Annotated in this window: 20 protein-coding genes; 15 read left to right on the top strand and 5 right to left on the bottom strand. The window is 37.6% G+C overall.

Translation table 11 applies throughout. The annotated features are described in order from the left end of the window. Window positions 1-2 precede the first annotated feature (2 nt). The 4 genes from V7127_RS25910 to V7127_RS14355 all read left to right on the top strand — a co-directional run bounded on the left by V7127_RS25910 (window position 3) and on the right by V7127_RS14355 (window position 2550). Window positions 3-152, top strand: a complete 150-nt coding sequence (locus tag V7127_RS25910; protein WP_438824010.1) for a sigma factor-like helix-turn-helix DNA-binding protein — start codon at window positions 3-5, stop codon at window positions 150-152. Next, on the top strand, window positions 142-1086 hold the full coding sequence (locus V7127_RS14365; protein WP_335487009.1) for a hypothetical protein: 945 nt from the start codon (window positions 142-144) through the stop codon (window positions 1084-1086). The genes V7127_RS25910 and V7127_RS14365 overlap by 11 nt, the downstream gene beginning before the upstream one ends. 79 nt (window positions 1087-1165) lie before the next feature. Further along, a complete protein-coding gene (locus tag V7127_RS14360; RefSeq protein WP_335487005.1) occupies window positions 1166-1900 on the top strand; it encodes a polysaccharide deacetylase family protein in 735 nt (244 codons plus the stop codon). A gap of 140 nt (window positions 1901-2040) precedes the next feature. After that, a complete protein-coding gene (locus V7127_RS14355; RefSeq protein WP_335346054.1) occupies window positions 2041-2550 on the top strand; it encodes a hypothetical protein in 510 nt (169 codons plus the stop codon). 31 nt (window positions 2551-2581) lie between these two features. Here V7127_RS14355 and V7127_RS14350 read toward each other — a convergent pair whose 3' ends face one another. Both V7127_RS14350 and V7127_RS14345 read right to left on the bottom strand, forming a co-directional pair. Continuing rightward, entirely contained in the window at window positions 2582-3517 is a 936-nt protein-coding gene (locus V7127_RS14350) for an alpha/beta hydrolase (RefSeq protein WP_335487001.1), read from the bottom strand. A gap of 102 nt (window positions 3518-3619) precedes the next feature. Beyond that, complete coding sequence (locus tag V7127_RS14345) at window positions 3620-3751, bottom strand: hypothetical protein (protein WP_335347961.1); 132 nt, start codon at window positions 3749-3751, stop codon at window positions 3620-3622. 156 nt (window positions 3752-3907) lie between these two features. Here V7127_RS14345 and V7127_RS14340 point away from each other — a divergent pair, with 156 nt between their 5' ends. The 5 genes from V7127_RS14340 to V7127_RS14320 are packed head-to-tail and all read left to right on the top strand — an operon-like array spanning window position 3908 to window position 7251. Further along, window positions 3908-5095, top strand: a complete 1188-nt coding sequence (locus V7127_RS14340) for an acetyl-CoA C-acetyltransferase (protein ID WP_335486997.1) — start codon at window positions 3908-3910, stop codon at window positions 5093-5095. A gap of 52 nt (window positions 5096-5147) precedes the next feature. Continuing rightward, complete coding sequence (locus tag V7127_RS14335; RefSeq protein WP_335346862.1) at window positions 5148-5837, top strand: CoA transferase subunit A; 690 nt, start codon at window positions 5148-5150, stop codon at window positions 5835-5837. Window positions 5838-5859: 22 nt separating this feature from the next. Next, the gene (locus tag V7127_RS14330) at window positions 5860-6528 is read left to right on the top strand and encodes a CoA transferase subunit B (RefSeq protein ID WP_335486994.1); all 669 of its coding nucleotides are present in this window, start codon (window positions 5860-5862) and stop codon (window positions 6526-6528) included. 56 nt (window positions 6529-6584) lie between these two features. Then, complete coding sequence (locus V7127_RS14325) at window positions 6585-6956, top strand: VOC family protein (protein ID WP_335346860.1); 372 nt, start codon at window positions 6585-6587, stop codon at window positions 6954-6956. 49 nt (window positions 6957-7005) lie between these two features. Beyond that, the gene (locus V7127_RS14320) at window positions 7006-7251 is read left to right on the top strand and encodes a YqkE family protein (RefSeq protein ID WP_335486991.1); all 246 of its coding nucleotides are present in this window, start codon (window positions 7006-7008) and stop codon (window positions 7249-7251) included. Window positions 7252-7298: 47 nt separating this feature from the next. Here the strand turns inward: V7127_RS14320 and V7127_RS14315 are convergent, their stop codons facing one another. Together V7127_RS14315 and mciZ are read right to left on the bottom strand one after the other, a co-directional pair. After that, window positions 7299-8210 (bottom strand): aldo/keto reductase, encoded by a 912-nt coding sequence (locus tag V7127_RS14315; RefSeq protein WP_335346858.1) that lies wholly within the window; start codon window positions 8208-8210, stop codon window positions 7299-7301. Window positions 8211-8388: 178 nt separating this feature from the next. Further along, a complete protein-coding gene (mciZ, locus tag V7127_RS14310; RefSeq protein ID WP_335346857.1) occupies window positions 8389-8532 on the bottom strand; it encodes a Z-ring formation inhibitor MciZ in 144 nt (47 codons plus the stop codon). A gap of 76 nt (window positions 8533-8608) precedes the next feature. On the opposite strand from mciZ, the gene V7127_RS14305 reads away from it, so the two are divergent. Both V7127_RS14305 and V7127_RS14300 read left to right on the top strand, forming a co-directional pair. Beyond that, window positions 8609-9160 (top strand): NUDIX hydrolase, encoded by a 552-nt coding sequence (locus V7127_RS14305; protein ID WP_335346856.1) that lies wholly within the window; start codon window positions 8609-8611, stop codon window positions 9158-9160. Further along, window positions 9161-10324, top strand: coding sequence for a TIGR00375 family protein (locus tag V7127_RS14300; protein ID WP_335346855.1), 1164 nt, complete (start codon window positions 9161-9163; stop codon window positions 10322-10324). Window positions 10325-10390: 66 nt separating this feature from the next. Here the strand turns inward: V7127_RS14300 and V7127_RS14295 are convergent, their stop codons facing one another. Beyond that, window positions 10391-10960, bottom strand: a complete 570-nt coding sequence (locus V7127_RS14295; protein ID WP_335486988.1) for a GNAT family N-acetyltransferase — start codon at window positions 10958-10960, stop codon at window positions 10391-10393. 151 nt (window positions 10961-11111) lie between these two features. On the opposite strand from V7127_RS14295, the gene spoIIM reads away from it, so the two are divergent. The 4 genes from spoIIM to xerD all read left to right on the top strand — a co-directional run bounded on the left by spoIIM (window position 11112) and on the right by xerD (window position 13919). After that, complete coding sequence (gene spoIIM / locus V7127_RS14290; RefSeq protein WP_335346853.1) at window positions 11112-11750, top strand: stage II sporulation protein M; 639 nt, start codon at window positions 11112-11114, stop codon at window positions 11748-11750. A 129-nt stretch (window positions 11751-11879) separates the two neighbouring features. Further along, window positions 11880-12341: a ferric iron uptake transcriptional regulator gene (gene fur, locus V7127_RS14285; protein ID WP_066294029.1), complete on the top strand. Its 462-nt coding sequence runs from the start codon at window positions 11880-11882 to the stop codon at window positions 12339-12341. A 446-nt stretch (window positions 12342-12787) separates the two neighbouring features. Next, window positions 12788-13018 carry a YqzK family protein gene (locus tag V7127_RS14280; RefSeq protein WP_335347383.1) on the top strand — a complete coding sequence of 77 codons (231 nt, stop codon included), beginning with the start codon at window positions 12788-12790 and terminating at the stop codon, window positions 13016-13018. A 7-nt stretch (window positions 13019-13025) separates the two neighbouring features. Beyond that, window positions 13026-13919, top strand: a complete 894-nt coding sequence (gene xerD / locus V7127_RS14275; protein ID WP_335347384.1) for a site-specific tyrosine recombinase XerD — start codon at window positions 13026-13028, stop codon at window positions 13917-13919. The last annotated feature ends 89 nt before the right edge of the window (window positions 13920-14008 follow it).

Genomic DNA, 14008 nt, shown 5'->3' with positions numbered 1-14008 from the left:
CAATTATAGTACTTAGAATAATTGAGGATAGGGATTTTTCAGAGATAGCGGCGATTTTAGACATTAGCTCCTCGACTGCAAGAAAACGATTTGAAAGAGTAAAGGTGAAAATCCAAAAAATAATTGAAAGGAGAATACAGGATGAAGGATAAGATTAAATCGTTTGAAGAATTTGAGCAACGTTTTAAAAATCAGAAGCTGCCAGAAGTCCAACATAATGAATATTTGTCTACTAATGCTATAGAACGAAAAAAAGTGCCTATATTTTTACGGGCTTCATTTATCTCTATTTTTCTAACAGTATCTATCTCAGTGTCTATTGCGGCAGCCATGCATTTTACAGAATGGAAGTTTTTAAATTCTGAAGGTAAGCAAGTTTTTGAGATGAAAACAATGACAGAGGAAGAAGCAGAACCACATCATAAGTATGATGAAATTTATCGGAAGTATAGAACTGTTATGGATGAGATTAAGAAGGATATTCCGAAAGGCCAATTTAAATACTTTTTAACAGTAGAAGGCTATGAGGAAATTGGAGGGTCGGGGTTAACGATGTTATATAATGGAGAGGAGGTTAAAAGTGTAACGCAAATTCCATATGATATTAGGGAATTTCTTCATTTAAAAGATGAATTACAAAATGAATTAGTACTAAAATCAGGATTGATATATTATGAGATTCCTAATACAAAGGTAGATTTGGCAGAAGAAATGTATAAAGAGGCAAAAGAGAACAATTTGTCATATATCATAAAGGATGGAAACTTAACATCTGATATTTCTAATTTATTTCTTCATTATGAGAGCAAGATTATGAGTGTAGAAGAGGGGCGGCACTATCAAATTATAATAAGTCCTGTTAGAGAAGAAATGCACACGACAGAAAACTTAGCTGGATTCATAAATGTAAAAAGGGATGGAATAGACTTTTTATACAGCAGAGAACATCATAAAATTTATTTTATCAAAGAGGATACATCACGGAAATTTTTAATTTCCATTTCCACTTCTTGGCGAGAAGAAAATTTTGTGGAAAAAGAAGAACAAGAAGGATTAATAGAAATTGCTAAAGCCTTTTTTAATTAGCAATGATTGAGATTGGCCGGTAAAAAAAATAATTTCAGGAATAATAAAGATAAGAAAATAGACAAAGCGAGGAATTTTTTTGAAAAAGACTGCAATGTTTTTTCTATGTCTTCTTATCTTATTTATTCCATCACACACCTTGGCGGATAAAAAAATACCGATATTAATTTACCATTCCATTGACGAGTACCACGGCCATGGCTCTAAAGAGTTATATGTAACTCCAAAGAATTTAGAGAAGCAAATGATGTATTTACGAGATCACGGCTACACATTATTAACTTTTGAACGGTGGCAAGATATTCATAAAGTGAACAAACCCATTTTCATTACCTTTGACGATGGATACAAAAACAACTTAAATATAATGGCTATTTTTCAAAAACTAAAAAATGACCAGTTTAAACCAACGGGAACTATTTTTGTTATTTCCGACTTTATTGGCCGCGCCAATCGATTATCGCAATCAGACTTGAAAAATATGGCTGATTCGCCCTTTTTTTCAATACAATCTCATACTGCCACCCATCCTGATTTAACGAAAATCACAAATTTTGAATATGAACTACAAAAGTCTAAGGAGAAAATTGAAAAAATAACAGGTAAACCGGTTATTGCTCTCTCTTACCCTTACGGAAATTTCAATGCCAAGGTTATAGAGGAAACAAAGAAATACTATTTATACGGACTCTCAACCACTCCCGAATTATTTTCTGAAAAGGGTATAAAAGATGAATTGTATGTTTTACCGAGAATTTATATTAAGTATTCAACAAGTCTTGAGGAGTTCGCAAAGATAGTTGATGAAACCTAAAGGGGGCTGTTCAGAAAGTCAAAAACCTGACTTTCCGAACAGCCTCTAGTTATATTTACCTAAATAAGTAAAAGTAAGTATGTTTTATAGTCTTTTCTCATTAAATGATAAGGACGCAGAGGAACGGAGGGGAAGATAAAGTGAAGCTTAAATGGATCGCTTCTCTTTTGTTTGCGGTCCTGATATTAGCAGCTTGTTCAGGTTCAACAATGGATCGGGTCATAGAAAAGGATATCCCATTTAATGTGAAGGAAGTCATTCATAAGGAAAAGGTAAAGGATGGAATCATTCTTCTATATGTAACGAAACAGAAGATCAGCGAAGAAACGATTGACGCCGTAACAGTAGCATTTTTAAAAGGAAATGATCGGGATGGATGGGAAAACGCGGGGCATAATCATTGGGAGCATGATGAAAACGACTGGATGACTGTCTATAAGGATGTTTTTTACGAATATGATCATAGGGGGATATTGGAAAACCGCCTTCCAGTTATTTATGGAAAGATTGAACATGAGGATATTCAATCAGTGTTCGTATTCGGGGAAAATGGAAAGCTTGAAAATGTTCCTATCTTTGAAAAAGAAGGAGGACGGTACTATATAAAATTAGGAGATTATGAGACGGCGAGAGGAATATTAAAAAACTAGATCATGCCCGAATAAAAAAGGCCTAAGGGAATCAGGCCTTCTGTTGGGATTTGAAGAAAACAAAATCATTTAAAAACTCGTCTATGGCTTTTTCATAGTCCTCTCGATTTTCATTTAATGACTGAGCATGAATGCCATTTGGAGCCATGTAAAGCTGTTTGGGCCCCTTTTTCCGTTCATATAAATCCTTGGTCATATAAGGCAGAATAAAGTCATCTTTTTCACTGTGAATAAATAAAACGGGCTTTTGAATTTTACCAATCACTGAGATGGGAGACACCTGTTTAATGGCATATTTTTGCCGCAATCGTAAAAACATATCGGCAATGGGCAGGATGACAGAGGCAGGTAGTTTCATATCTGATTTTAATCGGTGTGCGAGCAATTGTTTAAAATCGGAAAATGGACAGTCGGCAATATAAAAATCCGCTCCATCCTCTAAACTTCCCGCATATAACAGCATCGTTGCCGCTCCCATCGATTCCCCGTGAATACCGAGCAAAATATCAGATCCTTTTTCTTCACGGAGCCAATCAACAATTGCCTTTAAATCAAATTTTTCATAATGACCGAAGCTAGTCGTTTTTCCACCAGACTCTCCATGCCTGCGGTGATCGTAAATAACCGTGTTAAATCCGCGCTCCAAAAACAGATTCATATATTTAATGGAATTCATCTTATTTTCTGTTACTCCATGTGCAATGATGACGAAGCGATTGTTTGGAAAGGGTTCTGCAATCACAGTTTTAAGAGGATAACCAAAGGGAGAAGGGATGAGCACTTCTGTTTTTGGCAGGCTTTCATATTCGATTGGATTGAGACGCCCGGCTTCTTTTTCCCGATCAATAATAAATTGATCTTCCTTTTTCTTCATGTACATAAGCCGATTTGTAAAATAAATCCCAATAGATGATAAAAAAAGAATGAAGGAAAGGAAATAACGGATATAACGAAGAAGTCTTTTCAATTTCATCCTCCTCTCAGCCTTTTTCTTTATTTTACCATTTAATTGGAGTTTAAAACATTTATTGTTATTCTAAATGTAAAAAACCGCTCAAGGAGCGGCGGCTTATTGTTGAGAATTCTGACGTTTTTTAGGATGGATCGCTTTTTCTAATTCCTCTGCTGCAATTGTAGGGTTAACTGTATCACTGTTTGGCTTTCCTTTTTGACTATGGCCCTTGTCACGCTTTTGACTCATTTCTTCATCCCCCTTCTATGTATTGTTAAGTACACCTAATAAGATGGATAAAGAAGGGCTGGATTATTCATTAGATAATTTTGGGCGAAATAAAAGGATTTTAGCACTATTTAATAGAAGTATAATTCATGAGATGAACGAGAAAGGATGATTAAGATGTCAAAAACAGAAGTAGTCATTGTTAGTGCAGTACGCACAGCAATAGGGAGCTTTAATGGCAGTTTAAAGGATGTATCCGCTCCTGAATTAGGTGCAATTGCGATCAAAGGAGCACTTGAAAAGGCAGGAATTAAGCCTGAGCAGGTGGATGAGGTAATTCTTGGAAACGTATTGCAGGCAGGTCTTGGACAGAATCCTGCAAGGCAAGCAGCACTTAAAGCGGGGCTTCCTGAAAGCGTTTCCGCAATGACCATAAATAAAGTATGCGGATCTGGACTGAAGGCTGTTCATCTGGCAACACAGGCGATTTTGGCAGGAGATGCTGACATTGTGATTGCTGGTGGAGTAGAGAATATGAGCCAGGCGCCTTACATATTAAAAAATGCACGGAATGGGTTTAAAATGGGCAACCAGCAGCTGTTAGATACAATGGTTTCTGACGGACTGACGTGTGCTTTTAATGATTATCATATGGGAATCACTGCGGAAAACCTTTGTGATAATTATGGACTTAGCAGGGAAGAGCAAGATGAGTTTGCTGCCGCAAGCCAAGTAAAGGCGGTAAAGGCTATTGAAGAAGGCAAATTTAAAGATGAAATCGTTCCTGTTGAGATTCCGCAAAGAAAGGGAGATCCGATTGTATTTGATACGGACGAATACCCGAAAAAAGGAACAACTGTTGAAAAATTAGCTGCACTAAGACCGGCATTTAAAAAAGACGGCAGCGTCACAGCTGGAAATGCTTCGGGCATCAATGACGGTGCTGCAGTTCTAATTGTTATGAGCAGAGAAAAGGCTGATGAGCTTGGAGTTCAGCCACTTGTTGTAATTAAAGGAAATGCAAGTGCAGGAGTGGACCCAAGTATTATGGGCATAGGACCAGTAAATGCTGTTAAAAAGGCACTTGAAAAAGCAGCAGTATCAATGGAAGAATTAGAGTTAATTGAAGCAAATGAGGCATTTGCAGCACAATCACTAGCTGTAGACAGAGAGCTTCAGTTTAATAAAGATATTCTGAATGTGAATGGAGGAGCCATTGCATTAGGACATCCAATTGGAGCAAGCGGTGCTAGAATTCTAGTGACATTAATTCATGAGATGATAAAGCGTCAGTCGAAAAAGGGGCTTGCCACATTATGTATCGGCGGAGGACAGGGTGTTGCTACCGTAGTTGAACTAGTTTAATAGTGATGGATAAAGCCTAAATTATACGTTCTCGATGAGAGGAGAGAATGACATGAAAACAATTTCTACTTCCTTTAACGAAGCAGTGAAGGATATTCATGATGGTGCTGTTTTAATGGTTGGCGGCTTTGGACTTTGTGGAATCCCGGAAAATTTGATTCTAGCTTTAGTGGAGAAGGGTGTTAAAGATTTAACGGTTATTTCGAATAACTGTGGGGTAGACGAATGGGGGCTTGGTCTCCTGCTAAAAAATAAACAGATTAAGAAAATGATAGGTTCCTATGTAGGTGAAAATAAAGAGTTTGAAAGACAGGTGCTGGCCGGTGAAATTGAAGTCGAACTTCTGCCGCAGGGAACGCTGGCAGAAAAAATTCGTGCCGGCGGTGCTGGCATCCCGGCCTTTTATACGCCTGCAGGAGTAGGTACTCCCATTGCAGAGGGGAAGGAAACAAAGATTTTTAATGGAAAAGAATATTTGCTTGAAGAAGCACTAGTCGCTGACTTCAGTTTAGTAAGAGCTTGGAAAGCGGATAAGATGGGCAATCTTGTTTATCACAAAACGGCGAGAAACTTTAACCCGATGATTGCCGCTGCAGGAAAAGTAACGATAGCCGAAGTGGAAAATCTGTATGAAATCGGTGAGCTAGATCCGAATCATATTCATACCCCTAGCATTTACGTGCAAATGCTAATTGAAGGGATTCAGGAAAAACGCATTGAAAGACTGACGTTAGCGAAATAATTTACGGGAAGGAGAAGTTGCCATGAGTAACGATAAAGCTGGAGTTCGTGAAAAAATTGCGCGAAGAGCTGAAAAGGAAATTGAAAATGGCTTTTATGTGAATCTAGGTATTGGAATGCCAACACTCGTTGCTAACTATATTTCAAGTAATAAGCAAGTCGTGCTTCAATCTGAGAATGGTCTGCTTGGCATAGGCCCTTACCCTTCTAAAGAGGAAGTGGACCCTGATTTAATTAATGCTGGAAAAGAAACAGTGACAGCTATTCCGGGTGCTGCTTATTTTGACAGTGCTGAATCCTTTGCCATGATCCGTGGAGGACATGTCAATATAGCGATTCTCGGAGGAATGGAGGTCTCTGAAAATGGGGATCTCGCAAACTGGATGATTCCAGGCAAGATGATTAAAGGAATGGGCGGAGCGATGGACCTCGTTCACGGTGCAGGCAAAATTATCGTCATTATGGATCATACGAATAAAAACGGGGAGTCGAAAATCCTCAAAGAATGCAGCCTCCCATTAACAGGCAAGGCAGTTGTCAATCGGATTATTACGGAGAGAGCGGTCATTGATGTAACGGACTCAGGACTTAAGCTTGTGGAAGTGGCTAAGGGCTACACTGTTGAGGAGGTTGTCCAATCAACCGAGGCTTCTTTACAGGTAGACGATCATGTTCTAACAGACGCTTATTAAATTTGAGGGGCACAGTTATCAATGGCTGTGCTTTTCCTAATTAAAGGAGAGATACTATGACATTTGGATTTAAAGGAATTGATCATATTCAATTAGCAGCACCAAAAGGCTGCGAGGAGCAGGCAAGATTATTTTTCGGAGAAATCCTTGGTCTAGAAGAAATACCGAAGCCAGAAAATCTCCAAAAGCGGGGAGGCTGCTGGTTTTTATGCGGAAACCAGGAAATACATATAGGGGTGCAAGAAGAATTTCTACCGGCAAAAAAAGCCCACCCTGGCTTAGTTGTAGAAAACTTAGAAGGTTTGCGTAAAGAATTGGAAAATAAAAAGATTATGATAAAAGAAGAACCGCCTATAGAAGGAAGAAATCGCTTTTTTGTCGATGATCCATTCGGCAATAGAATTGAATTTCTCGAGTTTGTAAAATAAGTAATTATGATATAATTGGTGATAAAATTAATTTTATGAGGGGATTTAGATGAAAAAGAAAAAGCGGCATTCCCAGCCTAAAAAGGATGATAAACCAATTACACTTGGCGATATGCTAAACCAAGAATTGATGGAAAAACTAAAAGATACGAAACAGGAATTAAAAGCAGCAGAAGATAAACAAAAAGAAGAGGAAGAGCAAAGAAAGAGAGAAGAAAGAAGATTACGGGAAAAGAACAAGAGCTTTGAAGAATTGCTTGGTGAAAGCAATCTTAACTGGAAGGAATATAAATAGGGTGATAAAAAAATCGCTTAAGTTTAAGCGATTTTTTTATTGCATTATTATCTATGCTGCTCATACAAACTCATTTTTGTGATTGATTCTATAATGGAGAGCTCATCTCCCGATAATGGTTCTGCTACAATGGCTTTTGCGTTTTCCTTAACTTGTAGAACAGTGCTAGCTCCTGCAATAACAGACGAAACAGCAGAATGAGCTAAATTATATTGCAAGGCAATTTCTGTCATGGAACGGGTATGAGAAAGTTTTTCCCGCAAGAGCGGAATGGTTTCCTGTAATTCTTCCAACTGATAGTCTAAATAGCCTTTTTCCGATGCTTTTTCTAACATTTTATCGCTTAAGATCCCTTTTGCAAGCGGTCCGCGTGTAACAGCTCCTATACCGTTTTTCTGAAGAAGCGGCAGCACTTCCTCTTCCGGACGGCGATCTAGAATACTATATTGAATCATTACAGACACAAGATTCGATTTATTCACATATTCACGAATGACATTAGGCCGAATAGAAGATATTCCGTAAAAGCGGATTAAACCTTCTTCTTTTAACTCCTCGAATGCTTCAATCGTTTCATCGATTGGATCCTCCATCGTCCCGCCATGAAGTTGGTATAAGTCAATATAATCCGTACCTAATCTGCTTAAGCTTGCTTTGACAGCTTCTTTTATATACTTTTTAGAGGGGTCCCAGCTCCAGCTATCTTTGTTGTCATTCCAGCGGTTTCCTGCCTTCGTAGCAATGATGACCTTATCCCTTACATGGCGTAGAGCCTGCCCAACAATTTGTTCGTTTGTTCCGAAATCATATAAGTCGGCTGTGTCAAAGTAGTTAATCCCTGCTTCTAATGCAGCTTCGATAATTTCTTGCGCTTTTTTCGCATCCGTACCGAGGGACATGCAACCAAGTCCGAGCTCACTTACATATAAATCTGACTTGCCCAACTGTCTTTTTTTCATAAAAATAACCTCAATTTCACCTTTTCTTTTTATTTTAACGAAAGAAATGAGTGGACCACAAATAAATTGGACTTTTTTGTAATAAAAAGCTAAATCCGGGGTTTCGCAAATAATTCTGTCGCTTTCACAAATAAATTGCCACTTTCGCAAATAAATCCGCGACTTACACAAATAAATCTCAGCCACCTTTATATGAGGTCTTTTTTAGTTCGACCCACTCTTTTATCAACCGATACTCCTTGCTGTAATCCTTTAGCTTCTCCCTGATTTCCCATGCTTTTCCGACTAAGATGACGCCCTTCTCGTGAACATATATTTTCATGTCATACTCCCTCAATTAAAGTATGATAATATGTATGAGTACACTTAAACGGAATAGAACAGGAGTGACTGGAATCATGAGTCGCCTAGAAGAAAAAACGACCAATATTGAAAAAATATTTACTGGAAAAGTAATTAGTCTTCAAGTAGAAGATGTTGAGTTGCCAAACGGAAAAATGTCCAAGCGAGAAGTCATCAAGCATCCTGGGGCAGTAGCAGTACTTGCAATAACAGACGATGAAAAAATTGTCATGGTGGAGCAATATCGTAAAGCATTGGAAAAGACAATTGTTGAAATTCCTGCTGGCAAACTAGAAGCAGGAGAGGATCCAGAGGTTTGTGCAAAAAGAGAGCTTGAAGAAGAAACTGGTTATGACTGCAAAGAAATGGAATGGCTGATTTCCTTCTATACTTCTCCTGGATTTGCCGATGAGATCATTCATTTATACATCGCGAAAGGCTTGGAAAAAAAGGAAAATGCAGCATCACCAGATGAGGATGAATTCGTAAATTTGCTCGAGTTGACGCTTGACGAGGCAGAGCAATATATAAAAGAAAAGAAAATATATGATGCCAAAACTGCATATGCTATTCAATATTTGCAACTTCAAAAGGTGTTGAAAAAGTAAATGAAGGATTACTATTCAGATTTACATATTCATATCGGCCGTACGATGACAGGGAAGCCGGTAAAAATAACAGGAGCAAAATCACTTACATTTACAAACATTATTGAACATGCGCGAAATGAAAAAGGGTTAAACATGATTGGGATTATTGATTGCCATTCTCCCGAGGTAATTCTAGAAATTGCTCAGCTCATGGAAACTGGAGACGTGATCGAGCATCAAGAGGGCGGTTTACAATACGGAGATTTAACCATAATCCCAGGTTCTGAATTGGAAATTTACGATGAGAACTGCCAAGGACCTATTCATGTACTTTGTTATTTTCCTACATTAACAATGATGAAGGAATTTTCGTCCTGGCTTTCGCACCACTTGAAAAATATCACTCTAAGTTCACAAAGAATTTATGCTTCAGGCCGTGAGCTTCAGACAAAGGTAAAAGAATTAAGCGGATTATTTATCCCAGCCCATGTGTTTACACCTTTTAAAAGCCTTTATGGAAAAGGGGTACACAGATCTTTAGAGGAAGTGTTTGATAAAAACCAAATTGACGCCATTGAACTTGGATTAAGTGCTGATACAGCAATGGCAGATCAAATAAAAGAGCTGCACAACTATTCATTTTTAACGAATTCTGATGCTCATTCCTTAAAGAAAATTGCCAGAGAGTATCATGTCCTCCAAATGGCTGAACCTTCTTTTCTAGAATTGGAGAGGGCGTTAAAAGGAGTGGATGGGCGGAGAATCAAAGCAAACTACGGACTTGATCCGCTTCTTGGGAAATATCATCAAACCGTATGTTCCCAGTGCTTTGCCCCATTTGATCCGATTCATAATGAATGTGTAAATTGCGGTAGCACAAAGTATATTAATGGGGTCGCTGACAGAATTGTTGAATTAAAAACAGCAAGTGAATCTCCAAATCATCGGCCGCCATATGTACACCAAGTTCCGCTGGAGTTCATTTCGGGGCTTGGTCCAAAAATGCTTCAAAAATTACTTGATCACTTTGGTACTGAAATGGCCATCTTGCATGAGGTTCCATTAGAAAAATTAAGTGAAATTATTCCTACAAAAACTGCAGAACTTATCGTAAAGGCCAGGGAAGGAAAACTGAGTCTTACAGCAGGAGGCGGCGGTAAATATGGGAAAATTGCTGATTAATACAAGTACAAACAAGAGAAAAAGACTGTTTAATTCAGTCTTTTTTCTCATTATTAACAAAAAATATTATTTATTTTTCTTCACTATTGCAAACACACAAGTATCCCTTAGCTCTTTACCATCAGCGCTTAGGTCATTATTCACTAAAATGCCTTCTAATCGGAATCCTAATTTTTCAGGTATCTTTCTGCTGCTGATATTTTTCGGGTCACAGCGAATTTCAATCCGGTTTGCTTCTAAATCGTTAAAAGTAAAATCAATTAAACCGCTAACTGCTTCTGTTATATAACCATTTTTTTGATGGCGGGAGTCACACCAGTAGCCAATTTCAAATTTTCGGACATCCCAATTTATTCGATGCAAGCCTGTGGAACCAACGAACACTTCATCTTCTTTTCTAAAAATATGAATTCGAATATCTTCCCTCGATAAAAATTGAGAATAAGATTTACGGATATTTATTTCGACATCATCAACCGATTGTTCTTTGTTAGCAAAAGGAAGCCATTGCTTCAAATCTTCAATAGAGGCCTGGATTGATTCATGAACGGTTCTCCCATCGCCTGGCATACAAATTCGCATATAAAGTCTCTCAGTTTCAATTCTATCCGGAAATTCAATTAATACTGGATTCATCGTAAAAATCTCCCTCCTGAATTAAGTCAATTTTGACTATTATAATGTAAAATTCAAAAAAATCAACTGTATTTTTTCTGCTCTAAATTTGTCATACAGCAAAAGGACAAGCATACAATTTAATAACAGAATTGTTGCAGGAGGAAGAGCAATGAGAAAAAAAATGTACCAGAACGTCATCGCAACCCATTTTCGTGAGCATTCCTCAATTTATTTGTTTGTGATTGTTTTATTTCTAATGGGTGTTATTTTCGGAGCCATCGTTGTCAACAGTTTAAGCTTAACGCAAAAGGAAGATTTATTTTTTTATTTATCCCAATTTTTTAGCCAAGTTTCTAATGAGGAAGTTGCAACTACGAAGGATCTTTTCAAACAAAGTCTCTTTCATAACATGAAATTTATTGGGTTAATGTGTATTTTAGGTATATCCATTATCGGTCTTCCGATCATCCTCATTCTTTTATTTATGAAAGGGATGGTTGTCGGATTTACAGTTGGATTTTTAGTTAATCAAATGGGCTGGAATGGATTTTTATTATCCTTTGTTTCTGTTTTGCCGCAAAATTTTATCATCATTCCGATATTTATCATCTCAGCCACGCTAGCCGTTTCTTTTTCATTAAAAATGATTAGCAGACAATTTATGAAAAAACTCGGGCCGCCGGTAATGCCTTTGTTTGGAAAGTATATGATGTCATTTGCTTTTGCCCTCGTGTTTTTATGCTTAGCTGCTGGAATTGAGGCCTTTTTATCCCCTATCTTAATGAAATCGGTGATAAATTCATTATAATGACAGAGTTATTTTAAATGATTCCTATTTAATAATAATTATCTTTGCTTAATTGTAATAATTTTATTTTGAATCTCCTCCATTATCTGCTATAATGAGAATGTGTAAGTGGGCGAGGAGGACTTCGGAATGGAAAGCAGAATTGATAGAATAAAGAAGCAGTTGCATTCGTCTAGCTATAAATTGACGCCTCAGCGTGAAGCAACCGTTCGCGTATTATTAGAGCACGAAGAGGATCATTTAAGCGCGGAAGATGTCTACCTCCTAGTTAAAGAAAAATCGCCTGAGATAGGCTTAGCAACTGTATATAGAACACTTGAATTGCTAACAGAACTTAAAATTGTCGATAAAATCAATTTTGGTGATGGGGTATCCCGCTATGACCTTCGCCAAGAAGGAGCAGCACATTTCCATCATCATTTAGTTTGTATTGAATGCGGGGCAGTGGATGAAATTCAAGAAGACTTACTTGAAGATGTAGAAGAAGTCGTTGAACGCAGATGGAACTTTAAGATTAAAGATCATCGACTTACTTTCCATGGAATTTGCCATCGCTGTCATGATAAAGATAATAATGAAGAAAGTGAATAACAATAAGATTAGGTAGTTCAGTAAGTATTGTAAATAGCATATTAATCAGCAGACCAAATCGAATCTGATTTGGTCTTTTTTAGCTTTGTCATATTATTTTACAACAAGAAGCATATGAATTAACAACGAGACAACGACTATTGTTATCTTGGCGGACAAGAGTTCTGTTATTCGTAACAAAATGGGTTAATTCCTTATGTTTGCGGACATAGCTTCCTCTATTTTGTAAAAAAGCAGTGATTTCCTTCTGTAATTCGTGAATAGCGTACTCAGTGTCCGCATAGCTCTTAAATTAGGTCATTTTATGAAAATAACGGATCAAATGTCCGTATAATTTTTACAACTGTATTTGATAAAAAGTCAGTTTAGAAATTCACTATGTTAGGTATATTTCTTGTCCAAGATGGCATAACCTTTAGTAATAAGGTTTTGTGGGGGAAAGTAGAATGGTATCTTGGCTAAAAATCGCATTTCAGACAATAAAGGTATTCGTGCTTTTCACTGGATGCACAATCCTTTTTTATTATGGTATTATGTGGTTAAATGAAGAATATCAGGATTATCACCGGTATGATGAGCCAAAGGGAGCGGCTGTGAAGGTTTCAGCAAGTGCAAACAACAGTGAATCTTCAAATTGGCTGAACCGGTTAATTCTTTTTTATTTAAATGGGGAGTAGAGTCATCATGGAGGACGAGCTTAAAGATTTTATTCATTATTTAATCGTTGAAAAAGGTCTCGCAAGAAATACAATTGTTTCATATGAAAGAGATTTGAAAAGCTATACGAAGTACTTAAAGAATGTTGAAAAGCTGACATCCGTAAATGAAGTTCAGCGCACTCAAATCATTCATTTCCTAGGGTTATTAAAAGAGCAGGGGAAATCATCGAAAACAATGGCAAGACATGTTGCCTCCATTAGAGCATTTCATCAATTTCTTCTCCGTGAAAAAGCTGCTGATCATGATCCCTCTGTTCATATAGAGTCTCCTCAGCATGAGCGAACTCTGCCAAAGGTGTTAAACATGCAAGAGGTTGAGATTTTACTAGATTCACCTAAAGCAGATGATCACTTCGGAATTCGTGATAAGGCCATGCTTGAGCTCCTTTATGCAACCGGAATTCGGGTCAGTGAATTAATTGGGTTAAATATGGGCGATGTCCATATTACGATGGGATTTGTCCGCTGTATTGGAAAAGGAAATAAAGAGCGAATCATTCCAATTGGAAAAACAGCAGCAACGGCACTAAATCAATATTTACAAGAAGGAAGAAAACATTTTGTCTCAAAAAAAGTTCAGGATGATGCATTTTTTCTCAATCATCATGGCAAAAGACTGACAAGGCAGGGGTTCTGGAAAATTCTTAAACGTTTGTCAGCTGAGGCAGGGATCGAAAAGGATTTAACCCCACATACACTAAGGCATTCCTTTGCTACTCATCTTCTTGAAAATGGCGCTGATTTACGTGCTGTCCAGGAAATGCTTGGACATGCGGACATCTCAACTACGCAAATTTATACACATGTGACGAAAACTAGATTAAAAGATGTATATAGTCAGTTTCATCCGCGAGCTTAGTATAAAGTGAAACTTCAATCAGCGGGGTTTACTTTCATCCCCCACTGCTTGTTAGTTGCGGCCCACGGAGGTGGGTCACACAGACGTTG

This window comes from Bacillus sp. JJ1773, from assembly GCF_036962035.1.
GTDB lineage: Bacteria > Bacillota > Bacilli > Bacillales > Cytobacillaceae > Cytobacillus.
Note: the sequence above shows the minus strand (reverse complement) of the source record. Positions and strands in the feature narration are given on the sequence as shown.